General features: G+C 51.6%; 20 protein-coding genes and 1 pseudogene. 8 read left to right on the top strand and 13 right to left on the bottom strand.

Translation table 11 applies throughout. The features are described 5' to 3' along the window. Window positions 1-89: 89 nt before the first annotated feature. The 3 genes from LIW51_RS17825 to LIW51_RS17815 all read left to right on the top strand — a co-directional run bounded on the left by LIW51_RS17825 (window position 90) and on the right by LIW51_RS17815 (window position 1,413). On the top strand, window positions 90-521 hold the full coding sequence (locus LIW51_RS17825; protein WP_227377810.1) for a YihY/virulence factor BrkB family protein: 432 nt from the start codon (window positions 90-92) through the stop codon (window positions 519-521). 223 nt (window positions 522-744) lie between these two features. After that, the gene (locus LIW51_RS17820) at window positions 745-999 is read left to right on the top strand and encodes an AbrB/MazE/SpoVT family DNA-binding domain-containing protein (protein ID WP_227377809.1); all 255 of its coding nucleotides are present in this window, start codon (window positions 745-747) and stop codon (window positions 997-999) included. Further along, on the top strand, window positions 1,000-1,413 hold the full coding sequence (locus LIW51_RS17815) for a type II toxin-antitoxin system VapC family toxin (RefSeq protein ID WP_227377808.1): 414 nt from the start codon (window positions 1,000-1,002) through the stop codon (window positions 1,411-1,413). It begins immediately after the preceding gene. Window positions 1,414-1,436: 23 nt separating this feature from the next. Here the strand turns inward: LIW51_RS17815 and LIW51_RS17810 are convergent, their stop codons facing one another. Further along, a complete protein-coding gene (locus LIW51_RS17810) occupies window positions 1,437-1,616 on the bottom strand; it encodes a hypothetical protein (RefSeq protein WP_227377807.1) in 180 nt (59 codons plus the stop codon). 94 nt (window positions 1,617-1,710) lie between these two features. Between LIW51_RS17810 and LIW51_RS17805 the strand changes: the two genes are divergently transcribed. Continuing rightward, on the top strand, window positions 1,711-2,448 hold the full coding sequence (locus LIW51_RS17805; protein ID WP_227377806.1) for a hypothetical protein: 738 nt from the start codon (window positions 1,711-1,713) through the stop codon (window positions 2,446-2,448). Between the two features lie 485 nt (window positions 2,449-2,933). On the opposite strand, the gene LIW51_RS17800 is transcribed toward LIW51_RS17805, so the two are convergent. From LIW51_RS17800 to LIW51_RS17785, 4 genes are all read right to left on the bottom strand, one after another. Next, window positions 2,934-3,263 carry a hypothetical protein gene (locus tag LIW51_RS17800; protein ID WP_227377805.1) on the bottom strand — a complete coding sequence of 110 codons (330 nt, stop codon included), beginning with the start codon at window positions 3,261-3,263 and terminating at the stop codon, window positions 2,934-2,936. Between the two features lie 525 nt (window positions 3,264-3,788). Beyond that, window positions 3,789-4,244 carry a nucleoside deaminase gene (locus tag LIW51_RS17795; protein WP_227377804.1) on the bottom strand — a complete coding sequence of 152 codons (456 nt, stop codon included), beginning with the start codon at window positions 4,242-4,244 and terminating at the stop codon, window positions 3,789-3,791. Window positions 4,245-4,734: 490 nt separating this feature from the next. Further along, window positions 4,735-6,300, bottom strand: a complete 1,566-nt coding sequence (locus LIW51_RS17790) for a glycosyltransferase (protein WP_227377803.1) — start codon at window positions 6,298-6,300, stop codon at window positions 4,735-4,737. A 164-nt stretch (window positions 6,301-6,464) separates the two neighbouring features. Further along, a complete protein-coding gene (locus tag LIW51_RS17785; protein ID WP_227377802.1) occupies window positions 6,465-6,770 on the bottom strand; it encodes an SWIM zinc finger family protein in 306 nt (101 codons plus the stop codon). A 198-nt stretch (window positions 6,771-6,968) separates the two neighbouring features. On the opposite strand from LIW51_RS17785, the gene mutS reads away from it, so the two are divergent. After that, window positions 6,969-9,659: a DNA mismatch repair protein MutS gene (mutS, locus tag LIW51_RS17780; RefSeq protein WP_227377801.1), complete on the top strand. Its 2,691-nt coding sequence runs from the start codon at window positions 6,969-6,971 to the stop codon at window positions 9,657-9,659. Next, window positions 9,652-11,841: a DNA mismatch repair endonuclease MutL gene (gene mutL, locus LIW51_RS17775; protein WP_227377800.1), complete on the top strand. Its 2,190-nt coding sequence runs from the start codon at window positions 9,652-9,654 to the stop codon at window positions 11,839-11,841. Before mutS ends, mutL begins: the two co-directional genes overlap by 8 nt. A 347-nt stretch (window positions 11,842-12,188) precedes the next feature. On the opposite strand, the gene LIW51_RS17770 is transcribed toward mutL, so the two are convergent. Continuing rightward, window positions 12,189-12,962: a sodium:solute symporter family transporter gene (locus tag LIW51_RS17770; protein ID WP_227377799.1), complete on the bottom strand. Its 774-nt coding sequence runs from the start codon at window positions 12,960-12,962 to the stop codon at window positions 12,189-12,191. A 14-nt stretch (window positions 12,963-12,976) separates the two neighbouring features. On the opposite strand from LIW51_RS17770, the gene LIW51_RS17765 reads away from it, so the two are divergent. After that, window positions 12,977-13,960, top strand: a complete 984-nt coding sequence (locus LIW51_RS17765; protein WP_227377798.1) for an NrpR regulatory domain-containing protein — start codon at window positions 12,977-12,979, stop codon at window positions 13,958-13,960. A gap of 3 nt (window positions 13,961-13,963) precedes the next feature. Here the strand turns inward: LIW51_RS17765 and speB are convergent, their stop codons facing one another. Both speB and LIW51_RS39210 read right to left on the bottom strand, forming a co-directional pair. After that, window positions 13,964-14,974: an agmatinase gene (speB, locus tag LIW51_RS17760; RefSeq protein WP_227377797.1), complete on the bottom strand. Its 1,011-nt coding sequence runs from the start codon at window positions 14,972-14,974 to the stop codon at window positions 13,964-13,966. A gap of 1,156 nt (window positions 14,975-16,130) precedes the next feature. Then, a pseudogene (locus tag LIW51_RS39210) lies at window positions 16,131-16,385 on the bottom strand (PD-(D/E)XK nuclease family protein); the annotation flags it as partial. A 537-nt stretch (window positions 16,386-16,922) separates the two neighbouring features. Between LIW51_RS39210 and LIW51_RS17750 the strand changes: the two are divergent. Then, window positions 16,923-17,654: a haloacid dehalogenase type II gene (locus LIW51_RS17750; protein ID WP_227377796.1), complete on the top strand. Its 732-nt coding sequence runs from the start codon at window positions 16,923-16,925 to the stop codon at window positions 17,652-17,654. 547 nt (window positions 17,655-18,201) lie between these two features. Here the strand turns inward: LIW51_RS17750 and LIW51_RS17745 are convergent. From LIW51_RS17745 to LIW51_RS17725, 5 genes are all read right to left on the bottom strand, one after another. Then, window positions 18,202-18,435: a hypothetical protein gene (locus tag LIW51_RS17745; RefSeq protein WP_227377795.1), complete on the bottom strand. Its 234-nt coding sequence runs from the start codon at window positions 18,433-18,435 to the stop codon at window positions 18,202-18,204. An 801-nt stretch (window positions 18,436-19,236) separates the two neighbouring features. Beyond that, window positions 19,237-20,400, bottom strand: coding sequence for an MFS transporter (locus LIW51_RS17740; RefSeq protein ID WP_227377794.1), 1,164 nt, complete (start codon window positions 20,398-20,400; stop codon window positions 19,237-19,239). Window positions 20,401-20,406: 6 nt separating this feature from the next. Then, window positions 20,407-22,212, bottom strand: coding sequence for a hydantoinase B/oxoprolinase family protein (locus LIW51_RS17735; protein WP_227377793.1), 1,806 nt, complete (start codon window positions 22,210-22,212; stop codon window positions 20,407-20,409). Window positions 22,213-22,218: 6 nt separating this feature from the next. Continuing rightward, window positions 22,219-24,291 carry a hydantoinase/oxoprolinase family protein gene (locus LIW51_RS17730; RefSeq protein WP_227377792.1) on the bottom strand — a complete coding sequence of 691 codons (2,073 nt, stop codon included), beginning with the start codon at window positions 24,289-24,291 and terminating at the stop codon, window positions 22,219-22,221. A gap of 87 nt (window positions 24,292-24,378) precedes the next feature. Next, window positions 24,379-25,923 carry a sodium:solute symporter family protein gene (locus LIW51_RS17725; RefSeq protein WP_227377791.1) on the bottom strand — a complete coding sequence of 515 codons (1,545 nt, stop codon included), beginning with the start codon at window positions 25,921-25,923 and terminating at the stop codon, window positions 24,379-24,381. Between the last annotated feature and the right edge of the window lie 11 nt (window positions 25,924-25,934).

Below are 25,934 nucleotides of genomic sequence, written 5' to 3'. Positions count from 1 at the left end.
CATTGCATTTTTCCGATGTATTATCTCTTTCCTGGTGTCGAAACCACTCCACGTGGGGTTCTTCCTGGGACAGTATTTGCGGCAGTGGGATGGACAGCAATCCAGGCCTGTTTCAGATCTATGTGCAAGTGGTTGGATCAAGTGTCTCGGGTGTGCTTGGTGCAGTATTTCTTTTGGTTACGTGGCTCTATTTCAGTGGGCTTGTATTGCCCATTGGGGAAGTGCTGAACGCCGTCCTTTCACACCGAACGGAAACAGCAGATGAACAGAAAGAAACACAGCAGCAATCACTTACCCGTGATGAGGCTGCTCAGTATTTTCGTCTCTTTCGCGAACGGGTATTCGGACGCTATGAGCGAATGGAAGCTGTAGAAGTACCGATCGACGAATCATTCTTAAACTCGATTACGGATCGACCTGCTACAGTCGAGCTGATTGAGGAAGTCTCGAAAACGGACGATGGCAAGCAATACGAAATTCAAGTGCGGTGGAACGAAGGCAGCGACGAGAATGGAGAATAATGTGGGCAAAACGTTCATTAGACGGCTCTTCGATTTTCGATTCGAATTATGGTACCTTCATTCGTGACTTCGATGAGTCCAAGTGGGTCTTCTCAGTGCAGATTGGCTCAATCAGCTCAATACGAGTAGTCGAGATTGTGCCGCTATCGTTGCTTGCCTTACTTAGTAGAGGATGTAAGAAAGAGATATTAGTAAGAACCACATAGTCAGAGATAGAGAGAGCATGTCAGTTGAAAAATCAGCCCGGGTAACAAGCAAAGGGCAAGTTACAATCCCAAAGCCAATTCGAGATCGGCTCGGTATCGACGAAGGGACAACGGTCACTTTCGAAATTCACAGTGATGGCACAGTGACCATCTCACCAGAAAAAGACTCGTGGGAGTTACTCAAAGAAGTCCAGCAGACGCCGCGGAAGACCGATAAGAGCGTTTCAGAACTACTTGCGGAATCCAAACGTGCATGGAGCAAATACGACTAGATGCTTTTTGTCGATTCATGGGCCTGGTTGGAGCTGACTCTTGAGGGTGAAAACGAAGCGCAAGCACGTGAGGTGATCAAGCGTGGAGAAGAAGAAGGGATGATTGTCGCAACAACAGTCCTGGCCGAGGTATACTACATTCTTGACCGTGAGAAGGGAACAGCCACTGCTGAGAAGGCAATGGAGATGATCAGTGGCTTCGACCATCTTGACATCCTCCCAGTTACACCCTCGATCGCCATCCGTGGCGCACAGCTTCGGCGGAAATATTACTCTCAAGCTGATGAGAGAACCCCATCCTATGCAGATATGATTCATCTTGCAACCGCTGAAGAAGTAGCAGATTGCGATTTGCTATGTACAGGTGATTCTGACTTCGAGGATATTACCGAAGTAGAGTGTCACGTATTCTGAACATGCAACTGCACTTCGTCAACTCATAGTCCTTCACTGAGCTGAAACGAGGGTGAGTTCGGTAGTTCTTTTCGTCCCGTTTGCACGCATGGCCAGCACGGGAAGCCACCGAGGCCGTCACAGTAGCAGTCCACTGGTTCGAAATCGTCTTCGTTATCCTCATCAGGGAATGCCGCGAGCGTCGCATTGGTGGTTTTCCCCATCCTTTCCCGCCGGTGCCAATCGCGCGCTTTCCCTTAGAAGGACCTTACATGCGCAAAGCGAATGGCCAGGATTGTGGAACCGCTACCGATATATATGGAACTCCAACTCCGAAACCGCGTACGCGAGATCGCCGAGGACGCGAAGGAGCAAACAGAAGCGGTGTCGCACGTAGGGCATAACGTGGGAAAAACCGCCGCACGAGAGACGGTCAGAAGGGGGACAACTGCATACGATGAGCTATCGCGCGCCGCTACGTCGACAAGGGAAACGGTCGATACCGTTCGGGAACGCGTGAACAACCGAGGTTCCGAACCAATACCGGACCCATTGGCGATTGCGGCAGCGACGAACCGATCGGCGGCGACGCTTGCAATCGAAATCCAGCAGTTCGTCGACGCGGTTGATCACCACTACGCAGCTAAGAGTGGACTTCAAGGGGCTCGACGCGGGTACGTCGCCGGACCGTACGGCTCGGTTTTAGGGGGCGGTTTGGGAACAGTGTACGGTGCCTACAACAGCACCCGTGCGGCGTTTGATCCCGACGAACCACCGCAACCGTTCAGCGAGGTGGGTGATATTGAGTGGTATTTAAACAGTGTTCAGCACGCAAGGACGGGATACGAGATCGGAAAACGGTTCGGGACAAAGGGGAAAGTCACGGGAGCGGCGATTGGTGCCGGAGTTTCGACCCTCCCACAGCTCATCGAGCGAGTAACTGCAGTCGCGAATGGTGACAATAGTGGGAATGAGTGCGACGATGAGCGAACAAATACAATTACTGAGTGGATGGCCGACCGCATGACGACCTTCCCGCTCCTTCATCTCGGTTGATGATTCCCATAAGCGAGACGATTGTACGAAGAGTGAACCTGTATCAACAAGTGTTTTTATTGCACTATGATGCCTCTACAGTAGTAGAAAGACGAAATTTAGAGTCCTCCTCGATGTTAGTATATAATACTAACACTACCACTAGCGTCGTATCAAGAAGTGCGACTGAGGGATGGTGAGGAGAAATTTGCTTGATGAGGAGGAATGAGAGGTAGTACTCTCAAACAAAGAAGTCGGTTAGAGTGTGACCTGTTTAGGCTCCGATTCGGGGTTCGTCGTGGACATGTGTGGTGTGCCACGTGACGAGTGACGGTCGGCCACTTACAGCCGAGTGCTATCGCTACGGCCGAAAGAAGACGTCTAAGAGAGTGACGACGTACTCAGATTCACTGGCGAGAAAATAGTGGTTAGTACTTTGTGCTAACATCTGATGCTACTGACTCTCGTTCACGGTCATCGTCTATCTTTAAGCTTATCTCACGACCTCAGTAGTCAGGAAAGTTGTCCTGGTCGTCCCGATCCTCGGTCAGCAAGTAATACTCGAGCACCATCGCCATGCCAGCACACAGTATCGCCAGGCTCGCCACGGTGTCGAACCACAAAGATAGATCGTCCCGATGAAAGATCATTTCAACCGCTCCACTGGCGATTATGGATACCACGAACACCGCGAACAGTGCCCGAAGGTAGAGGGCATCATCATGGGCGTCTCCCCTGAGGATTATCATAAGGATGACTAGCGCAACACCGAATAATCCCAACGTGTTGGGAAACAGCGGTGTGTTGTGATTGAGTGGAACGACCGGCAGGGCCATTAGCCAACCTCCGGTGGTGCTTCCGTCCATTTTTCAAGCGGATCGAACGCAACGTCCTTCATTCGTCACACACCATTTAATCTCTGCTTTGAATTCGATAGTACATATAATCTACCTTCCTCAGTATTAATGGTTCGAACTGAGAATGATGAGTTAGTCAAATGACGCTATTCGAAAAGGGCGAACAATATGGTACTCTTGTTAGGAAACGACGCTAAGGAGTGCCAACAGTGGAGGCACGCCGAGCGCAAATAACCTCGCGAGCTTTATTAACGTGTCAAGCACGAGATTGGCATCCTTCAGCCGCCGTCGTTCCGTCTGCCAGGTTGTCGAGGTCGTCGAATCGTCTTCGTCTTTCACAGGTGATTCGCTCTCTGTGACGTCGAGGAGTGGACTTGGTTGAACCAGGAACCCCCCCAGACGACGTCACACTTCGTGTGTGAACCATCGTTCAGTGTCCATCCTGTCCTCAATCCGAACAAAAAACAAGTGAGAGGAGGATCAGTATCTGTGGTGGACCTGAATTCACCAATTGGATTCGTCGTGAATCTGTCGACCCTCGTCATTCAGGACGGGGCCAACGACGTCGGTGACGTCCTCGAGGATGTCTGCCGAACGAACGGATGGCTCAGTTCCTGTAAATTCCGCCATTTCATCGCTACCAACACTATAGATCACTCGTTCGAACCCAGCCATAACCATTCCACCAGCACACATCGGGCACGGCTCTGTACTTGTGTACATAACCGTCTCAGCCCGTTCCTCCTGATTCAGTTCCTGACACGCTCGGTAGGCGAGGTGGAGTTCGGGATGCCGACGAATATCATTCTCTGTGAGGACACGGTTCGAATCAGCCATGATGACTGTATCGTCACGGACGAGTACGCTACCGAAGGGTCGATCACCGCGGCCGGCAGCCTCACGAGCAAGCTCGAAGGCGCGGCGCATATGTGAGTTATGATCGAAATTTTGGTGAGGCATGTTTACATGTTAGTCTGGGTGAGCAGCCAAATGAATTGGGGTAGTAGATGAGAGAGTAGTTTCAGATTGGTGTTGCGGCTGTCTCCATATCGGTTCATGTCTTAAATGATATTTGTAGGTTCTCAACCACAGCCGAGGTCACTAAACTATTCTTACGCGATACACGAATTGGAGTTTCCTGCAGTGACCGCTCGGTGGGTGGCGGATACGTTTGAGATTGAGCGGCCATCCGCGCATCGACGGCTTGAAACGTTGCATGAGGACGGTGCGGTGGAGCGTGGGAAGTTGAGTCCGCGGGTGGTTATCTTGTGGGTTCCCGAGGGATAGTTGGTCAGGGAGAGCCGTTGTTGTCGGCAATAGTGACAGAAATAAACATCTCGATTAGGGATACCTTCGTAGAACAGGACCAGGCAACGCCGTCCGCAGCAAGCGACGGGCGAGGAGCTTTTAATACGGTAGGGGCGACTAGTTCGTGAGAAAGCAGTGGTCATTATCGAACCAGCGTGCCAAGCGTGTCGAGCCAACGCGTCACCTGTTCGAAGACGAGATACTTATCGGCGACTCGCCTTTGGGCATTGTGCGACCACTCATTCCATTGGCCAGGATTCTCAAACACTGCATCAAGCGTGTTGGCGACCGAAACTGGGTCGGCAGCATCCGGCACGAGCAGACCGTCTTCGTCATCACGAATTTGCACACCGATACCGCCAGTGTCGGAGCCCATCAAAACAGCACGTTTCCACATCGCCTCCGTAACTGTGAGGCCGAACCCTTCGCGGAGCGAGTTTTGAGCTACAACCGTAGCACAGCGTTGTAGCGCATTGATGACGAGTGCGCTTTCGTGTTGATCTGGAGGCATAACGATAATGGCGACATCCTCCTGAATCGAAGATTCAAGTGAGCGCCACGTTTCCTCTATTTTTTCAAGTGCCGCCTGTCCTTCGGGATCGTCGGCGACTGACGATGGATTGGGACCAGCGAGGACGAGTCTGGCATGTTCGATTCGTCGTTGATGGGCATCGGTGCGAATCGACTCACTCATATTGTCGTCCTCGTTCGGGGTCGCTACCTCCCCGCCGTTCGGCGCTTCTCCTACCGCTTTCTCTGACGACATCTTGGACTCGTCCACGATGGTATCGGGTGATGGCTGAACATCGCTTTTAAGATGGGCGAATCCACGTAATAGAGGAATAAACCCTTTGAGGCTATCCCAGCGGGAGATCTGGCAAACGATAGGGCGAAAGAGTAGCCCAAGATCTGCTAAGTCGGTCGCCGGCGCGAAGGTTCCATCAGCCTGCAATCGTCGCGCTGGTTCGTCGAACGACTCCGTCGGGTGGTTCGTGGCGACAAGTTCGGCACGCGTGAGGATGCTAGCGACTTCCTGTGTTCTGAGGCGTCGGTTTTTCGCATTGAACGGATCGATAGCTGGTGGGATAATGGTCGTGTCGTCCTGCAGGAACTCAGGGACGTATGCGGGGAGCGTGAAGATAGTTTGGTCATAGTTGCATAGCCACGGTTGCAAGAACTCCCATGCAGCCTGTGATTTGTCGGACTGTTGCTCGGAGCCGATGTGACAGCGCCAAACAGCAGGAATTCCGAGTTCTTCGATGGTCATCGCACCCGCTGCAAGCGGTTGGGGATCGTGAACGACAAGAACATCTTCAGTGGAAAGCCGTCCGGCAAGCTCGTTGGCCACTGAACGGCTCACTTGCTCGTAGAGTGTGCGTTCCTGATCTACAATTACGGGATCACCTACACCGTGAAGGAGGTTGTGGATATCCTTCGTAAATTCGAAAAACGCGGAGTCGTCAACGTCAATGACTGCCCATTTAGTCTCAACGCCAAGTGCACGGAAGAGACTGATGAGTTTCGGCATCATTTCGGCAACGCCGCCGCCGCTCGCTGTCGAGTTCACCATCCAGACCGTGTGGCCGTTGAGTGCCGCAACGTCGTCAACGACGCTGTTTTGCATTTCTTGAACTGGTTTCCGGAGGACGAGATCGGTCGTGTATTCGCTAAGCGTATGTTCCATCTCGACATCGATAATTCGAATCATGGGGGATCTCCGAGGCATCACGTTAATCGGTACCATACATTAAACAAATTTTGTAAGGTAAATAGAACAACAGACTCACCGTTCTCGCTGGTTATTTTTCATTATCGTATTTGCTACCCGTAATCCGTCTGTAGTACCACAAATCGGCATATATTGTGATCGAGTTAATTCGGAAGTTCCTTCCGTCCCGTTCTCACATACGGCCAGCACGGGAAATCACCGAGGCCGTCGCAGTCGCAGTCTTCTGGTTCGGCATCGTCTTCATTCTCCTCCGAAGGGAAGGCGTCGAGCGTCCCGTCGGTTGCGTTCTCGACAGCAGCCATGTGTTTGCAGACGGCGTTCCGGTGGACGTGGTGCAGACAGATGCAGGCTATCAGCTCGTCGATCATATCGTCGATGAAGACCACGTACTGGTGCTCAGCGGGATTCTGCTGACCGTTGATCTTCACTTCGTCCCGACAACGACGCAAATCCGTCCTTCTTCACTTTCACTCTGCGGAGAGTTCTTAGTACCAGTGCAGTCGGATATGATTATGAGATGAATGCCGGGGGACATTCGGTGTTCACATGAGACAAGAACTAGGGTTGTACCTGTGGGCTAAACGTTAAACCAGTAGAAGTGAAGTGCTCTGAACCACTCAGGAAAGGAAAAACAAGAGGTGAAGCAAATGGCTAATTCGAACGGGATCATTGGGGAATATTTTTCGTTAAAACAGAGAACAGAGGCAGATTTATTGACAATGCAAGTCGGAGACTTCTATGAATTTTTTGCTGATGACGCCGAGACAGCTGCTGATTTACTCGACCTAAAAATATCCCAGAAATCAGTACAGAACCGAAGCTATCCGATGGCAGGAGTACCAGTAGACGATCTCACACCATACCTCAAACAACTTGTTGAGCGCGGATATCGAGTTGCTATTGCCGAGCAGTATAAGACGGAAGATGGATACTGCCGAGAGATAACAAGAACCGTCACACCAGGTACTCTATTGGAGACGAATTCTACAGATGCTCGATACATTGCGTCGGTAGTTCAGATCTCAGACGATCACTACGGCCTTGCATTCGCTGATATTACTACTGGACGTTTCTACGTTACAGACATAGCAGACGAAAATGCGAATGCTCGGTTATTCACAGAATTCTATCGGTTTGATCCCCTCGAAGTACTTCCAGGACCAGAACTTCGAAATGACGATCGCTTCCTTGAGCAACTGCGTGGACAGACATCTGCCACTCCATCAATTCACGATGCAGACTCCTTCGCACCAGGTCGTGCGACACATACAATGCGTGAACACTTTGGTGAAGGGATGCTTTCGAGCCTGAGTCTCGACACTAAGAGTAAGGCAGAGATTCGCGCAGCAGGTGCAATCCTCTCCTATATTGAGGAGACTGGAACAGGTGTTCGCTCGTCAATGACACGCCTTCAGTCGTACCACGCAGATGATCATGTCGAACTTGATGCAACCACTCAACGAAATCTCGAACTTACCGAAACAATGCACGGGAACGCTGTGGGTTCACTGTTTGATACTCTCGACCATACAGTGACAAGCCAAGGAGGGCGATTACTCAAAGAATGGCTACAACGTCCTCGGCGCTCCAAATCAGCACTGGAACATCGCCATAAGAGCGTTGGAGCGTTTGCAAACGCTGCATTGCCCCGTGAGGTGGTTCGAGATATACTCAACGGTGTATACGACCTCGAACGACTAGCGAGTAAAGTCACCCATGGAAGTGCTTCTCCTCGTGATCTACTTCGAGTTCGTGACTCGCTAGAATGGCTGCCGGAACTGAGAGAAACGATCACGGCCGCCCCTGGACTCGCCGATTCACCCCTTTCTGAAATTGTTAATCGTCTTGATGATGAACAGGTCGAGTCCCTTTATTCGGAGTTACAAGATGCACTTACCGAGGAACCACCAGGATCACCTTCAGAACGAGGAGTGTTCAAGCAGGGCTATCACGATAAACTTGACACACTTATTGAACAGCATGAGAGCGCAGTTGAGTGGATCAAGACACTTGATCAACGAGAGAAACGACAACACGGGATCGCACATCTCCAAGTAAATAGGAATAAGACAGACGGCTACTTCATCCAGGTTGGCAAGTCAGATACTAATAAGGTTCCCTCATTCTATAAGGAAATAAAGACCCTTACAAACTCAAAACGATATACAACTGAGGAACTAAAAGATCGGGAACGTGAAATCCTCCGTTTAGAGAAACAACGAGGCGACTTAGAGGTTGAACTCTTCACGGAACTTTGTACGATGATTGCCGGTCATGCGACTTTGCTACAAACTGTCGGGCAAGTATTTGCAGAAACTGACGTTTTGACAAGTCTAGCTGTACATGCGGTAGCGAACAACTGGATCTGTCCGGACCTGGTTGATTCTGATGCATTGAGAATCGACCAGGGTCGGCATCCAGTCGTCGAACAAACCACCGAATTCGTGCCAAACGATGTTCGGTTGGATACCAACCGAAAGTTGCTCATCGTAACTGGTCCGAACATGAGTGGAAAGTCTACGTACATGCGACAAGTAGCGCTGATTACTCTCCTTGCACAAATCGGCAGTTTTGTCCCTGCGACGGAGGCGACGATTGGTATTGTAGATGGGATCTTTACTCGGGTCGGTGCGTTAGATGAGCTGGCACAGGGTCGCTCGACGTTCATGGTTGAGATGCAAGAGCTTAGTAATATTCTTCACTCTGCGACGGAGCGCTCATTAGTCATTCTTGACGAGGTTGGCCGTGGGACAGCGACCTATGATGGTATCTCAATTGCGTGGGCTGCGACCGAGTACTTACACAATGAGGTACGAGCAAACACTCTCTTCGCTACTCACTACCATGAACTCACAATACTCGCAGACCATCTCAACTCTGTTGAGAACGTCCATGTCACAGTTGATGAAACAAACGGGAAAGTAACGTTCCTACGTACAATTAAAGAAGGTCCGGCCGATCGGAGCTATGGTATTCACGTGGCTGAGTTAGCAGGTATCCCTACACCAGTTACGGTCCGTGCCCATGATGTGCTCGCAAAGCTTCAAGCAAACAAAGCTATCGAAGCTAGGAGCGGCAGGTCGATACATGAGTCACAACAAGCTATATTCAATCCTGGATCGAACCAAGTACAAACCTCGGCGAAGGCTACTACCACTCCAGACACGACCAAAGAAAGTGAGTTAGAAGCGAGTTTTGGGCCAGAAGCTAAAGACGTGTTAGAGGCAGTTACGGATACTCCGATCGATGAAATAGCTCCAATTGAGCTACTGCAAAAGGTTGAAACCTGGCAAACGAAGCTTGAAAATTCTAAAGAGGGGTCTCAGAACGATGACTGACGATTCAAGAGACGAAACACGAATTCAAAAACTGGATGAGAGGACAGTACACCAAATCGCAGCGGGGGAGGTCGTAGAACGTCCTGCATCCGTTGTGAAGGAATTTGTCGAGAACAGTATTGACGCTGATGCATCGCGAATTGAGGTGACAGTCGATGCGGGTGGGATAGAACGTGTCGCCGTCAGTGACAATGGTCGTGGTATGAGTGAGACGGACGTCCGTATGGCTGTGCAGGAGCATACTACGAGTAAAATAACCGATATCACAGACATCGAATCTGGTGTGACGACACTTGGATTCCGCGGCGAGGCATTACACACGATTGGGGCCGTCTCACGACTGACAATCAGAACGAAGGCTCGCGGATCAACAGATGCCGGAACTAATCTCCAGATGAGTGGTGGAACTGTCGAAGATGTATCGCCAGCTGGCTGTCCAGAAGGAACAACTGTCGAAGTAACGGATCTATTTTACAATACTCCAGCACGGAAAAAATACCTTAAGACCAATGCAACTGAGTTCTCGCATATCAACACAGTTGTGACAGAATATGCGCTTGCGAACCCTGATATCGCATTTTCATTGAAACACAACGGTCGTGAGGTATTTTCTACAACTGGCCGGGATAACCTCCAGGCGACTATTCTCTCGGTCTACGGTAAAGAGGTCGCCACATCCATGATCGAAATCGATCAGGAAGATGAGGATCTCATGGATGGACCGGTGAACAATATTCGTGGATTTATTAGCAATCCTGAAACGACTCGGAGTACTCGAGAGTACATGTCGACAAATATTAATGGTCGGTACGTAAATTCGGCTGCCGTTCGAAACGCAATTTTGTCGGCCTACGGTAATCAATTGGACGTCAATCGCTATCCATTCGTGGTACTCTTCCTCAACGTCCCAAAGGATTCAGTGGATGTGAATGTTCACCCACGAAAGATGGAAGTGCGATTTAATGACGAGGAAGGTGTCTGTGAACAGGTTCGTGAGACGGTTGAGAGCACACTCCTTGATCATGGTTTGATCCGAACATCCGCACCACGTGGACGGTCTGCTCCCGATGATGCCGAGATTATACCGAGTAGTGAGCAATCCGAATTAGCGCCAGAAAGAGACAAGAAGTCCAACGAGAACGTACCCGATACTGGATCAGTAACTGTAGAGTCCGATAGTTCGCCAAAACACAAACGCCAAGACACGGCCACCAATGCTACGGCTGAAGCATCCGAAAACCAGCATACCGAGTGGGATGTTTCTCCGGTAGAGAAAGATACACCAGTAACATCAGAAGGAGTTAGTGAGGATCAGCTAACGGAGACGGTCTCGACTGAACCAGATACGACTTCCACACCGCTGGGAGACGAATCGACGACACAACCAGAGACATCGTCTACGAGTGACTCACTTGATGGCAAACCTTCACAAGATCAGCCCAGCCACCATCGTCACACGGAGCAGACGCTGGAGTCAGGGCAGAAATTCTCTGGTTCGACTGAAAGTGCCACACTCAGTGATGATACCGAAACCCCTGAGTACGAACACCTCCCTCGGATGCACGTTCTTGGTCAGCTACACAATACATATATCATTGCGGAGACTCCGGATGGGTTAGTACTGGTTGATCAGCATGCCGCAGATGAACGGATCAATTATGAGCGACTCAACGAACAGTTCGCAGGTACTACTGAAACGCAAGTGCTTGCTTCTCCAGTTACACTTGAACTCACGGCCGGTGAAGCAGCATTATTTGATGAGTATCAAGACGCACTTGCCCAGCTTGGGTTTCATGCAGGACGGACTGATACCGATGAAAATCGGACAGTGACGGTGACAACGGTTCCAACGGTGTTTAACGAAACGCTGGAACCAAGGTTGTTACGAGATGTTCTTGGTGAGTTTCTCTCAACCGATCCAAACGAAAGTGAACATACCACGATTGAAGCAATGGCTGACGCGCTGCTTGCCGATTTTGCGTGTTATCCTTCGATTACTGGAAACACATCATTGCGAGAGGGATCAATGGTTGAGCTCCTTTCGACACTTGACGATTGTGAAAACCCTTATGCGTGCCCCCATGGTCGCCCTGTGATCATTGAAGTTACTACGCAGGAAATAGCCGATCGATTTGAACGTGACTATCCAGGGCATGCTGGGAGACGAACCGAAGAACAATAAAATCGCCTAAGACTATTAATGATCTTAGCTGATAAGACGGCTTTACGCTGAAAACTAAGACCTGTGCCGAGGGAGCGTCACCTGCAGCAAGTCATAGTATTTGTTTTCGAAGCACCAGATACGTTTGGAGCAACATTGTTTACGACAGTCAAGGCTATCTGTATCGGAGCGATCTTTAGTGTGGTCGGTGTTGCTACCGCTGACGGTCTCTTCTGATGATAGAGATCACCCCGATTTAATCAAAACTTCATTTCCGGAACGAATATATAGCAGCATTGACATCCTCCCCGCCCTGAAGGGCGAGGATTCCCACAACGTCGGTCGCTGGTTCGGTGGGAGTTTACGGTTTACACACCGACGAGGTGCTGGCCATGCCAAGTGGCCGTTACTCCTATCCCGTCCGGAAGAGGGACGGGATTCGGAGGTACTTGGTTGTTTAGCGTCGGTACCCAACCGATCCCGAAGGGGTACTTCGAGCCTCGGTCGGGAAGTCCGAATTTGTCCGATTGTCCCGGTATGGGCGCGGATGTACCGCGTCGGATACCCAGAAAAACGCACGGAGAGCACCGAAGACTGTACCGTACAGTGAAAGTGAACAAAGACGGCGATTCATCCCCGCCCTCAAGGGCGAGGCTTTCTCGCCTGCAATTACGTAAATCCGAGGAGAAACCGAATACATAGATTGCCGTGACGACCACGACTGCGCTTGCACAGATCGAAGTGAGCGCTCCTTGCCACGTTGCTCGTTTCCAGAAGAACGCGCCGAAGATCGGGACGAAGATACAACCAGAGAGCAAATCGTACGCCAGAGTGAGGGCGCGGACGACATTCCCGATTTCGATCGCTGAATATGTCATGACCGCACCCAATACGATGATGACAATTCGAGAGACGTTCGAATACGTCTCGTCCGACGCATCGGAATTGAGAAACCGTTTGTAGACGTCGCGCGTGAACAGGGTACTCGAAGCTAGCAACGCGGAGTCCGCCGTAGACATCATCGCCGAAACGAATCCGGCAAGGATGATCCTCGAGAAACCGACGGGAACGATTTCCAGTATCAGTCGCGGCAAGGCAAGTTCCGAATCGGAAAGCGGCGGAAGGAGAACGAGCGCGATCATTCCAAGAAGCGCGGTTGCAATACCGTAGACAATCGCATACCCACCAACGCGGCTACTCCATCAAGGGACGAACCGTCCGACTCCTACTCTCGGAATTGGATGCGGACGGATTCACCGAAAAAATACCAGGCCGAGGCCGCGGTCTGACCGAGAAAGGTCACTCCGAACTGCGACTCGGTCACGTCAGCGGCCGACTTGAACAGGTTCGAGAACACATCGCTATGCTGACCGGGCAAGTCACGTACAATCCGTTCGAGAACACCGGTGAACTCGTCACCTCCGCTATCGATATTCCCGCTTCGAAAGTTGAAGCGGCCTTGAACAGGGTATGTGCCTTGGACGACCTGCCCGTTGGCCCCGTCACCGTCGCAGTCGAGGAAGCCCCGAGCGAAACACACGACGATCTCGTTCGACTATTCTTTCCGTCGAGCATCACTATCGATGGTATCTTGCTGTCACGGGGGATCTCTACCCAATTGCAGGTTGCTGGAATCGTGGAGTACCATCCGGATCCGGATTCGGTACCCGGGCGATTCACGCACGAAGGGACTGTTTCGAGTGAGCATGGCGGTGCCATTCTCCGCTACACCGATGCCATCAGCGGGGAAGGGTCAACCGTAGACGTTGCGGATCTCCTCATCGAGGCAGGGCGACCGTCAATTAGCCCGCTTCTCGAGGGCGATGCTCCCAGCTTATTGGTCGTGGATAACCGAGAATTCCCCGTGGTTCGATACGAGGAGGCGTTCGACATCGCTGCCGCGAGTCGAGCACAACTCGGCGGGGTTATTAATCTTAGAAAGCCGCGAGAGACGGGTCCGTTTCCGTGCGGCCAACCGGGGTGGGACTTTGCCTCCATGACGTATGGAGCGATCGGTGAACTTGCGATCTCCCTCCTTGTCGAAAAACACTACGGTGAGTCCTGGGCAACGTTACACGGGTTGAAAGAACGGTCGGCGTTTCAATCCGTCGCAACTGCACTTCCCTCCGAACAATGCTAAGTGTTATTCGGCGAACTGCCGTTCGAGGAGCGTGACGGCAAGGTATGCCCCGAGCGTCTGAGTCGATTCTGTCGGGTCGTACTTCGGCGAGACTTCCATCACGTCAGCAGCGCCGACCGCATCGTGCGTGCCTAGGATTTCCATCACCTGCAACGCCTGATGCGCGCTCAACCCATCCGGTTCTGGCGTTCCGGTTCCTGGTGCAATACCCGGATCTACGCCATCGATATCGAATGTCACATAGACCGCGTCCGTGTCTGCTGCTGCAGCTTCAACGGCCTCGACGACCACATCTGTAATGCCACGGTCGTGAACGTCACGCATCGTATAGAGGTTGAGACCAGATTCCTCGGCGAATTCGAAAAAGTTCGGACTCTCATAGCCGCGAATACCGATTTGGCTGATGTGATCGAAATCACTGTACTGTGACTCGGCAATGAGCCGCGTACTTGACCCGTGATAGTGCTTTCCGAATGTCGCGCTCTCGTTGGAGGTGTCGGTGTGGGCATCGATCTGAACTAATCCGACGGAGTCTGCACCCGACCCCTTGGCAAAGCCGCAGAAAGCCGGGTACGTACAGTAGTGATCGCCTCCCAACACGAACGGGAACGTCCGTTCGGCGACTGTTGCGACGTGTGATCGGATGCTCTCTGCGGTCTGTTCATAGTCCATCGGAAAGACCGGTGCGTCGCCACAATCGGCGACGTGGAGGTCGGAAAAGTCCACCTGAGCACCCGTGTTCATGTTCGTGAGTCCCCCTTTGTAATTCGATAGGTACGCCCACCAGGCGCTTGCCCGACGAATCGCTTCGGGCCCATAGCGAGCCCCCGGTCGATTCGTGAGTGCGCCGTCGTACGGGACTCCGAGAACACCGACGTCGACGTCATCGAGATCGTCGACGTCGCGGGATTCTCCCTTAAGAAACGTGTTCTTGCCTGCGTATGCCATCTCTACGTCTGCACCTGGATGAGCGGTTCGGAATTCCCTAGCAGGTGTCGGATCGGAATCAGTCATTGGCGACCACCTGATGGTTTTGACGATTACATTTGTAAGTGATAACATCGAACTCATGCATGGCAATGTGTTGCCACCCAATTATCATACAAATTTCGGTCAAATTCTTGACCGGAACCAACTCCATTATCGCACCCTCACTTTGTCTGGTGAACCATTGGCTTAACAAGCAAAAACAAGCCTGCAGCGACCAGACAAAACGTAATCGCAAAAAGAAGCAGAGCCACTGGGCCAATTACCCCATCGTACCATAACACTGTCATCACACTCAAATCCACTCCTGTAATCTCGACTCGGCTGAATTCAATACCTAAAAAATCCGGACTGAAGACTTTACACCCTCGCTGTGTACTCGCTCTAGCGAAAACGTCAGTGACATCAATCCCACTCCGAGGGGCACAATCAAGAGACCGACGAAGACGCCTCGTAAGTATTAAAATACATATGGTATTTCGTATGTAGCAAAGCTTTAGCAGTGACTCAAGATTAATTTTCAGATATCCTGCAACCGTGTGTACCCAATGAGGGTTGATTACTGCTGGAGTGTTTGTCACCGAGAAACGAGCAACTAGACGACGAATTCACTGCTGAAAAATGCATTATTACTCGGGCATCAACTGCGGTTTGAGTCAGAAACAGTGAGTTACTCCTCCGGAATCCACCAGATAGCAACCCGTAGACTCAATCCCCCGCTCGACCTCTCCATTCTCATGCGATTCCTCGAGCCGCCGGTGAGCAATTGGCCGCTCAATCCCAAGCGTATCCGCCACCCACCGAGCGGTCACCGCCGGAAACTCTGACTCGCGCATCGCCGTCAGAATATCGTCGTCAGTTGTTTCCTCTGCAAATTGGCCACTAGTATCGCGCACTCTCACCTGTCATCGTAGCCGTCAGTCCATTTTCTCTGAATTACATCTTTTACACGAAAACTCACAGCTTTATTCCTGGTCGTTTATTGGCCGTGTTATCACGCAGTGAATAACTCTCTCGGGAACTCTGCGAGTACTTCGGCTCCGTTGGTAGTGACACGGAACGTCTCGCTCATCTCGACACCAAAATCATCAAACCAGCGACCGGGATAGACGTAGTTTCTCGTCATTGGTGCGTCTCCATGATGTACATCTATCGTCGGGAACGACTCGGCCTCCACGTAGTGTACCGTCTGATCGCCACTCTCTGAAGCGTACACTTTTAATTCCCAGCAGATGAACCAGGTTTCGGGTACCCACATCACAGCGTCCACGCGGCCACCGTTGGACGTTGATACTTCCGTCTTTATCCGGATATTATCTATGTCGAAATAGGAGAAGCCGAAATTCATATCGGTCCGTTCGGAGAGTGTCGTAAGGAAATGTCCGAGCGATTTGTGATCCAAGCCGTGGGATTCCTCCGGAGACAGAAAGTGAAACAGGAGCCGTTACCAGTCCCGTTCTTGCTGGTTCCGGCCCAGAATATGGAGCGTCGTTGGCGGGGGTGCTTGAGCTTCAGAGAGACGGTCCAGTCTATTTTTTAATTCGGCAATATGCCGCTTGAGGCTGTCTGGCACGTCCCATGATTGCTGGAGTAACCAAATCAAACTAACCTTGGTTCTCGCTCCCAGAACGGAATAGGATGGTTTCGTGGATAACGAAAGAGGAATATTCTCAGTGTGGTGGTGTGAACGCGCTTCTGTAGTGCTGAATATATCCTCTCAGTCGATCGCGGTCGTTGTGACGAAGATTGAGGAATTCAGTCAGTCGGTGGTGAATCCACAGCGCGTATTCAGCAGTTCAAATCTTTCAACAGGATCCGCTGTATTCCTTTCCACTGCCGAATCTCCCGTCCAACCGAACAGTAATGACCGTTCGCAGTCACAGTTCGGTATGCTTCGGATCTGTAACCCGGCACCAGCGAACGATTCGAGGAACGGTGGCACCAAGCGGATCGACCCAATGCGGAGTGAGTTCCGATGACGCTCTCGGACGTGGACGCGCTCGTGTTCGACGTTTTCGGCACGGTCGTGGACTGGCATAGTGGGGTCGTCCGCGATGGTGAGAGCCTTGGCAAGTCCAAGGGGCTGGATGTCGACTGGGCAGCGTTCGCCGATGCTTGGCGCGAGGAGTACCAGCCTTCACTGACCCGTGTCCGACAGGGAGAGATACCCTGGCAGAACCTTGATTCCCTCCATCGCCAATCGCTTGAACACCTCCTCGACCGCTTCGGCGTGGAAGCGTTGACCGACGAGGAGATCGAGCATCTCAACAGCGTTTGGCATCGTCTCGATCCCTGGCCGGACGTCATCCCCGGCCTCAACCGGCTCCGTTCGGACTACCTTATCGCTCCACTCTCGAACGGTCATGTTCGGCTCCTCACGAACATGGCCAAGCGGGCTGGCATCCCGTGGGATCTAATCCTCTCGGCCGAACTCTCGGGGCACTACAAGCCGGACGAGGAGGTCTATCTGACCGCGGTCGACCTCTTGGACCTCCATCCAGAGGGGGTAATGATGGTCGCGGCTCACGAAACAGATCTCGACGCGAGCCGTGAGTCGGGGCTTCGGACCGCATACGTCCACCGACCTCTAGAGTGGGGTCCTGAGCAGGCCGAGGTTGTTGAGAGGCCTGACGAGTCGACATACGATATCGTGGCCGAGGATTTCGTGGACCTCGCAGAGCGACTCGGTGCCGGACCCGTAGTCTGATCAGCCACCATTCGGTGTGGGATCGGTGGTCACAACACTGGCCAGATCACGATGGGCGAGCGCTCGATGCGCGACCACATCCACGACCTTGCCAGCCACTAAAGCAGCGCTGACAAGCCTTCCGAGGAAGGCTCCAATGGACGGCTCGGCGCTGGAAGCGCGTCCCGACAGGATACTCGTCGTCGAGGTGAAGGCGGTTCGTATCGATGAGACCGTGCTCATCGAGCCCAATCACTTCTGACCGCCGTGTGGGGTCATCGAAACCGATGGTGAGACAATTCTGTTGTGGGCGCGGGAGGTAATCGAGTCATATGGGGAACGGACGAATGATGGATACGCCCTCTGTATTCAACACGCGATTCGTATCATCTGTTGAGGGTTTCAACAGAGCCATGAATTCGACTATGACGGACGCTCTCCGGAGACGATGGAGATCGGTGGTATCACCCGAGAGTTAGATCTCATCATCGGTGGGCCTGTGAGTGAGTACGATGATGGTGAGAGCGAATTGCTCTATGCGCGTTCCAACGAGGAATACGAATGTGCTTTATTTTCCACTGGAGCGATCATCGTCATCAATTGGGAGTTCGTCCTCGCTTACGAAGATCAGGGAAAGTGGATGGAGTTTGCGGTCTTCGAAGGAAACAAATGTCTCATCGTCAAGTCCTTTAATGAGAGCATCAACGCTCAGCGCTATTGTATTGGATTCGTCGTGTGTTTCAATTCCTACATCTGTTAGTTCCAACTCGTGACCGTCTTGCAACTCAATTGAGACCTTCATCCAGACTCGGGTTGATATACTAGCGATAAAATATTTTGGGCTGTTGGAACAGGGGGTATATCAATGAGTTCCGATAATACGGTGTGGCTCACCCCATCCCCGTTTGTCGGCTAGGCTGGGGGAAGATACAGATACATCGACTAGTGATAGTCCTCAATGGTTTACTGTCCAGCCGTTTTCCTCAAATAGTGAAAATACAGATCTTCAGTAACGTTTTGCTCTCATAGCATTCCCGTCACTGTCGATCCTCGTTCCATTTGTTTGTACCCCCCCTATTACTTTGGAAGAATTTGGAGGTGCAGATCGGCATTTGACGGCTTTAAAATTGCATAGAATTGCTTAAGGCTGGTTTCCACCCGTAAGATCCAGCCTTAGAATCCTAAGGCTGGAACGAAATCATAAATACAGCCTTCCACGGCTTCACACGACTGAAAACTGGACTTTCCCGTGTCATCTCTTTTTCTGTTACACATCCAACCTTAGGCTCTCTTATTCATGTTACTATTCCAACTTTAGGATCACGGATCGATATTGGCTCACACAGGTATTATCGCGGAAGAGAACGCCTCTATCCAGCCTTAGACCTGAACTATTACAATTCTACAAATATATCCAAATATACTTGATCCCTCGTAGACATTCCCGTCGATTCGGTCGTCGAATCACGACACCGCTTGCGTTCCTAGATGAACTCGCCACCCTCTCCTAGAATCGAGTCAATTCCTACAATACGCGTCATCAAAATAGAAAATCCCACCCTCATAGAGCGAGCCGAACGGTGAGCGAGTAACGTGGGTTAGTTCACCGAAGCCACACAATGCTACCGACTGCGACAGCATTAATCGCCCCTAACAACAGGAATCCACTACTGTATCCGCCTGACGTGGCTCGAAGTATCCCGGTAAATGTTGGTAAGATGAGTGCAGCGATATTGCCGGCAGCAATTACTATCGCGAGTGCAGTACCTTCCTCTGTGATTGTCTCCGTGGCGATGTGATAGATCACGCCAAAAGGAAAGGATACTGCGAGCATCACCACAAACGGGAGGATGATGATATACGGAGGCGATTGAACGATGGCTAACAGCATAAATCCAAGAGTTGCCGAGACGGTGGCAAAACGAACGATTCGACGGTCTCCAATTGACCACCACTGGACGATCGCTCCCCCTAATGCCCGAGCGACGGAAGCGACAAGTAGTACAAAGACATTTAATGGTCCAATTACCCCCAGATCGTCAAAATATGCAGTAATAAACGTCGAGAGCGTCACATACGATCCGAGCGATGCAATATAGCAGAGCGAGGCAACGATGATAGCTGGATGAGTGAGGATGTATTGTGCCGATAGATTGGCATCTGAATCCGATAGTGAATGAGGACGTTGCGGGGCAGTCGTTCGGTCACGACGATACCACCATAGTATGCCGATTGTAGGAATACCAAGGAGAGCGCCAGGAATGAACAAGTCGAACGGGGCGAATGGGAGCCGGAGATGCGGTGCGAGGAGAAAACTGAGTGCACCGCCGAAAGTCAACATTCCACCGTAAATTCCTTGCTGGCGTGTGGCAGCTGACCCTGAGTATAGGCGTGCGATATGTGTTCCACCACTCGTTAGAATGATGCCTGCGGCCAGTCCCCAAACAGCTCTGAGCGCGAGAAGAGTCCAAAAGGTCTGGGCAAAATCAAGTGCAATAGCCAACAAGACATGCATCACCGTCGCTGCGAGAAGTATGTTCGTGGTCGAAATACGTGTCGTAAGGCGGCTACAGAGGGGCTGTGCGAGCACCACAGAGAACAGTGCAGCACTCATTAACAGCCCGAGGGCGGTGAACCCCATGGCAAAGCGGGTCATAAAGATATTCGGGACGGCTGCGTACACGAACAGCACGTACCCCACGCTGAAAACCGCAATATGAGGGCTGTAGCGAAATATCCATGACGCTTCTGCTGACGATCCTGGCATTGCCACCTACTCGGTCCCAATCACTTCAGATATTTCATCGAGATCAATTTCTGAGAGAGAGTAGTGTTCCTTGGCAGTTTCGACCGAAAGTTTTCCGAGTTCGATATCGCGTATGATCGCGTTTCGATCTCGCTCTTCAGGCTCGCCGTAGCCGCCAGCACCGGGCGTACGGATGCTCACAGTTTTGCCTGAGGAAAGCGTTCGTACAGTCTTTTCTGGGAGTTGTTCCCATTCGGTCTCGGTACTACGCGTCTCGCGCTGGTCGCTCTCAGTGTTGCAATCAGGCGAGTGCAGATATGCAGCGCCTGGCGTACCGTCCAGACCACCACAGAGTCCATACGGGGTATGCTGATGCCGCTCTGCGAGTAAACTAAACGTTGCACTATGGTTGCACACTCGAATATCGCGACGTAATCCGAGCCCACCGCGAAACTCACCAGCACCGCCTGAATCCTCACGGAATTCGTAGCATTCAACTCGAAGTGGGTACGCCGTCTCGAGAACTTCAATGGGTGTATTCATTGTATTTGACATATGAACGTGTACCCCGTCCATCCCATCTTTGCCGAGACGTCCGCCAAAACCACCACCCTGTGTTTCGTAGAACGCGTACGGCGAATCGTCACGAGGATCGATCCCCCCAAATGTAACGTTGTTCATCGTTCCTTGACATCCGGCGAGAACACGTTCAGGAGCAGCTTGGGCGAACGCCCCAAGAACAACATCAGTAACCCGCTGTGAGGTTTCGAGATTGCCGCCAACTACTGCTGCTGGTGGTTTTGGATTGACGATGGTGCCCTCTGGAGCATTGATCTCGACTGGCCGATAACATCCATGATTTGGTGGGATATCCGGATCGGTAACGCACCGAACCACATAGTATGTCGCCGACGCTGTTACCGCGAACACGGCATTTACTGGCCCCTCGGTTTGGGCCGCTGTGCCGTCAAAATCAACACGAACCGTGTCACCGTCGATTGCTACCTCGGCAACAACGCGAAGATTCTTGTTACCACGTCCGTCATCGTCGAGAACATCTTCAAAACGATATGTGCCATCCGGTAATGACATGATCTCAGCACGCATCCGCCGTTCAGAGTAATCTTTAATCTCTTCCAGTGCTGCCGTAAGATGGGTCTGGCCGTACTTCTCAACGAGCTCTTCAAAGCGCCGGCGTCCAGTCTCGTTCGCCGTCTGTTGGGCACGCAAGTCGCCTCGACGTTCATCCGGAGTACGAACATTCGCTCGGATGATATCCATCACCATCTCGTTCATATCGTTACGCTCGTAGAGTTTGACCGGCGGGATACGGATGCCTTCTTGATATATCTCAGTTGAATCTGCGGCGACACTGCCTGCGTGTGAACCACCAACGTCTGCATGGTGTGCGCGGTTCGCAGCGTAGGCAACGACCGTTTCATCTACGAACACCGGCGTAACAAGCGTTAAGTCCGGGAGATGAGCGCCGCCACGGAATGGATCGTTAAGAAGAATCGCATCACCCGGTTCAAGATTCTCAGGCGGAAATCGTTCAATCGCTGCTGCGACCGAAAATGGCATCGCCCCAAGATGGACTGGCATGTTCTCGGCCTGGCTAATCATTTCACCGTGAGCGTCGAAGAGTGCGCAGGAACAATCGCGACGTTCTTTGATATTTGGCGAGTATCCCGTTCGGATCAAATTCGCATTCATTTCCTCGGCGACTGCGGCACACGCGTTTCGAATGATCTCGAGCGTTACGGAGTCGATATTCGGGTTCTCCGCTGTTCCTCCCTCGGTTCGCTGGTCATTATCGGCGTTTCTGTTTGTCATTGGTGCTTACTCACCCCCGGATTGTGTCTCGACGAGTAGATTCCCGAGTTCATCCACCTGAACATGCTGCGAGGGTAGGATGACAGCTGTACTCTCCGGTCCTTGAACAACGGCCGGACCATCAAATTCCGATCCAGTTGGTAATTGACTGCGGTTATAAATCCACGCCTCATGGGATTCTCCATCGTAGATTACATCTCGTGTTTCGGTGACCGCGTCCTCAACAGTCCCTTCAGGACTCTCAACTCCAAGTTCAGGGGGTGGAACCTGACCACGGGCCTGCAGCCGGATCGTTACTAGCTCGATTGGCTCCTTGGTATAGGCATGACCGTACCGTTGTCTGTGCCGTTCGTGAAATCGCTTGGTCACTGTTTTGATACTTTCACTACTAAGCGTTCCAGTGTCAACTGGAACCGAGAGTTCAAACGATTGACCAAGATATCGTAAATCAACCGTTCGTTCGAAATGCATTTCCTCTCCTACGAAGTTTTCCTTGGCAAGCCGGTTCTGGCCCTGTTCCTCGAATGCTTCGAAGGTTTCTTGAAGCACTGCCGGATCGAGCTCGCTAAAGCGACGAACTCGTGATGTACTATAGTCGTAGAGAACATCGCTCATAAGCAACCCAAGCGCTGAGAGCACACCAGCGGTATGTGGGATTATAACCCGTGGGATATCGAGATCACGTGCAATTTCGCAGGCATGTAACGGTCCTGCCCCACCGAATGCGACGAGTCCGAACTCACGCGGATCGTGTCCGCGCTCAACACTCACTACTCGGAGTGCACGTTGCATATTCGCGTTCGCAACGTCGATGATCCCCTGCGCAACTTCTTCGATTGATTGTTCGAGCGGCTCGGCGAGTTTCTGCTTAACGATTTTCCTGACGTCCTCGGTTTGGACGTCGAGTTCTCCAGATAGAAATTGATCAGGATTCAACCGACCAAGGAGAAGTTGTGCATCGGTGATTGTCGGTTTTGTCCCTCCACGACCATAGCAGATTGGCCCTGGATCGGCACCCGCGGATCGTGGTCCGACGCGCAACGCACCTCCGGCGTCAAGCCACGCGATCGAGCCTCCACCAGCGCCGATCGTATGGATATCTATCATCGGAATACTTACCGGATAATCGCCGACTTCTACGTCCGTTGTGACGAGTGGATTGCCATCTTTGACTAGCGAGACGTCGCACGATGTCCCGCCCATGTCCATTGTGATCACATCAGCGAACCCGCGTTGCTTTGCGATCGCAGCTGCACCTTGAACGCCTGCAGCTGGTCCTGAAAGAAGCGTATTTACTGGTTGCTCACGAGCCACAGCAGCCGCAATTATCCCTCCGTTCGACTGCATGATCTTTAGATCTGCTGTGATATCGGCATCATCGATTTCGACCCCGAGATTGCCGATATACCGATCCATTACAGGCTTGAGTGCAGCATTCATTGCCGTGACGAGCGTCCGCTCGTACTCACGAATTTCTGGGAGGACGGTACTTGAGAGTGACCATGAAGCATCGATCCCCGCCTCTTTGAGGCGGTTACAAACCTGACGCTCGTGTGTATCGTTTTCAAACGAGTAGAGGAGACAGATGGCGACGCTTTCAACGTCTTCAGCATCAATCTGCTGAGCGACTTTTTCAATGCCTTCTTCATCCAAATCCTGAAGTACATTCCCTCGTTCGTCGAGACGCTCTGTAATCTCGAACCGTCGATCGCGTTCGATTATTGGTGTCGGTTTTTCAGCCTGGAAATCGTAGATATCGGGTCGCGCCTGCCGCCCGATTTCTAGCACATCACGGAAGCCAATCGTCGTCACGAGTGCAGTGTCAGCCCATGTCTCTTCGAGAATTGCATTCGTTGCGACAGTCGTTCCGTGTCCTAAGAAGGACACCGAATCGAACGAGAAATCCTCTTGAGTGCGTGCTTTCTGTAATCCATCCATGACACCATTTTCCGGGGCATGTGGTGTGGAAGGGGTCTTTGTGACGCGAATAGTACCGTTGCTGACGGTTACGATGTCTGTGAATGTTCCTCCGATGTCAATGCCGATTCGAAGCGTCTTTTCGTCCGTGTCGTTATCCATTAGTAATCACCTGGGTTTGGAGCTAAATTATTTGTGCATACAGCGTCTGGCTCTATCTGATAGTTATCGACACATCCGGCAAGGAATTCAATCCTCATTGGTGCTTATTTGTTCTGTCTGAGCATCAGTCTGCCAGCGGCGAGCGGTTGCATACTCAATATACCCCTGTATCCGGTCACGGGTTTCGTCCGAGACGGCACTTGTAACGAGACTGACGCCGATGAACATGACTGTATTGATGATTAGTCCGTAAAATCCACTCACGAATTCTGGAAGAGGTGTTGGTAAGGTGACGAATCCGAACTCAAGGGCAACCGTAACCAGTATCCCCAAAATGAACCCAGTGAGTGCTCCCTCTCGTGAGGCGCGCTCCCAGTACAGTGCACCTAATAATAGTGGGAATATCTGAGCGCAGCCATAGAATGTGACAGCCGTGAGAAGAATGATGAAATCGAACTGCTGTATTGCGATAATATATGATATGATGCCAAGGATAGGAATGAGATATTGACCGAATCGAGTGGCAGTACGATCGTCGACGTCTTCACCGGCAAGCGGTTGATACCAATCGCGTGTGATGAGTGCCGAGATGGCATGCATTTGAGAGTCAGCAGTACTCATCGCGGCCGCAACGGCACCAGCGACAACGATTGACGCAAACCATGACGGCGTGAATCGGTAGAGCGCTGAAGGGATCGCTGAGTCGGGCTGTGCAAGATTTGGAAATGCGTCTACGGCACCGAGCGCAAGGAAGGCTGTTGGCACATAGAACAAGATAAGGTATGCCGTTCCGAACGCTGCAACCCATTTTAGCACCCGAGGAGACCGTGCTGAGATGAACCGGATAAAGATATGTGGCGTCATCATCACCCCAATACCAGTCATTACGGCGAACGAGAAATAGAATGCAGGAGTGATCGCACCAGCTGGGCCAGGGAAAGTCACATAGGCGCCAAATTCGTTTACGATCTGCGTCCAAAATTGTTGCGGGCCCTGATAAGCAGAGAACACAAAGTACCAGCCAGCAATCCACATTGCACCGAACATGAAAACGCCCTGTACAACGTCTGTCCACGCGACTGCACGGAGCCCACCAAGCCAAACATAGATGACCCCGACAATCAAAAAGATCGCAGCACCAACCTCAAAACTTATCACACCTTCAGTAGCCGTTTTGAAGATGATCCCACTCCCAATCAACTGGACGGCGATGTACGGAAAGGTAAAGACGATCAATGAGAGACTCACGAGTTTTCCGAGTAGTGGTGATTCGTAGAAATCACTCAGAAGATCCGATGGTGTAATATAGTCGAATTTCTTTCCAAGAAGCCAGACGCGTGTACCGACAATCCAGAGAATGATTCCGGATATCGCCAGATAAAATGTTGATGCAGGAAGAATACCGATACCGTTCGAATAAATGAAACCACCAATGCCGAGAAAAGCGAAAGCCGAGTGATAGGAAGCAGCAAAGGTGAACAGCAACACAACAATCCCAAGTCCTCGACTCGCTGCCATCCAATCGTCAAGGTTGAGTTTACCAACCTGCCAACCGCGGTAGCCTAACGCGAGCATTATTACTAAGTAGATTCCGATGGTCGCTAGTGCAATCGTTGCTTGCAGTGAAACCATCAGTTTATGTC

The organism is Haladaptatus halobius, from assembly GCF_020618475.1.
In the GTDB taxonomy this organism is placed as follows: Archaea; Halobacteriota; Halobacteria; order Halobacteriales; family Haladaptataceae; genus Haladaptatus; species Haladaptatus halobius.
Note: the sequence above shows the minus strand (reverse complement) of the source record. Positions and strands in the feature narration are given on the sequence as shown.

Excerpts from the sequence above, each read along its gene's own strand:
- LIW51_RS17825 (WP_227377810.1), top strand. The coding sequence starts at position 90 with ATGGACAGCAATCCAGGCCTGTTTCAGATCTATGTGCAAGTGGTTGGA.
- LIW51_RS17820 (WP_227377809.1), top strand. The coding sequence starts at position 745 with ATGTCAGTTGAAAAATCAGCCCGGGTAACAAGCAAAGGGCAAGTTACA.
- LIW51_RS17815 (WP_227377808.1), top strand. The coding sequence starts at position 1,000 with ATGCTTTTTGTCGATTCATGGGCCTGGTTGGAGCTGACTCTTGAGGGT.
- LIW51_RS17810 (WP_227377807.1), bottom strand. The coding sequence starts at position 1,616 with ATGGGGAAAACCACCAATGCGACGCTCGCGGCATTCCCTGATGAGGAT.
- LIW51_RS17805 (WP_227377806.1), top strand. The coding sequence starts at position 1,711 with ATGGAACTCCAACTCCGAAACCGCGTACGCGAGATCGCCGAGGACGCG.
- LIW51_RS17800 (WP_227377805.1), bottom strand. The coding sequence starts at position 3,263 with ATGGCCCTGCCGGTCGTTCCACTCAATCACAACACACCGCTGTTTCCC.
- LIW51_RS17795 (WP_227377804.1), bottom strand. The coding sequence starts at position 4,244 with ATGCCTCACCAAAATTTCGATCATAACTCACATATGCGCCGCGCCTTC.
- LIW51_RS17790 (WP_227377803.1), bottom strand. The coding sequence starts at position 6,300 with ATGATTCGAATTATCGATGTCGAGATGGAACATACGCTTAGCGAATAC.
- mutS (WP_227377801.1), top strand. The coding sequence starts at position 6,969 with ATGGCTAATTCGAACGGGATCATTGGGGAATATTTTTCGTTAAAACAG.
- mutL (WP_227377800.1), top strand. The coding sequence starts at position 9,652 with ATGACTGACGATTCAAGAGACGAAACACGAATTCAAAAACTGGATGAG.
- LIW51_RS17770 (WP_227377799.1), bottom strand. The coding sequence starts at position 12,962 with ATGATCGCGCTCGTTCTCCTTCCGCCGCTTTCCGATTCGGAACTTGCC.
- speB (WP_227377797.1), bottom strand. The coding sequence starts at position 14,974 with ATGACTGATTCCGATCCGACACCTGCTAGGGAATTCCGAACCGCTCAT.
- LIW51_RS17750 (WP_227377796.1), top strand. The coding sequence starts at position 16,923 with ATGACGCTCTCGGACGTGGACGCGCTCGTGTTCGACGTTTTCGGCACG.
- LIW51_RS17745 (WP_227377795.1), bottom strand. The coding sequence starts at position 18,435 with ATGAAGGTCTCAATTGAGTTGCAAGACGGTCACGAGTTGGAACTAACA.
- LIW51_RS17740 (WP_227377794.1), bottom strand. The coding sequence starts at position 20,400 with ATGCCAGGATCGTCAGCAGAAGCGTCATGGATATTTCGCTACAGCCCT.
- LIW51_RS17735 (WP_227377793.1), bottom strand. The coding sequence starts at position 22,212 with ATGACAAACAGAAACGCCGATAATGACCAGCGAACCGAGGGAGGAACA.
- LIW51_RS17730 (WP_227377792.1), bottom strand. The coding sequence starts at position 24,291 with ATGGATAACGACACGGACGAAAAGACGCTTCGAATCGGCATTGACATC.
- LIW51_RS17725 (WP_227377791.1), bottom strand. The coding sequence starts at position 25,923 with ATGGTTTCACTGCAAGCAACGATTGCACTAGCGACCATCGGAATCTAC.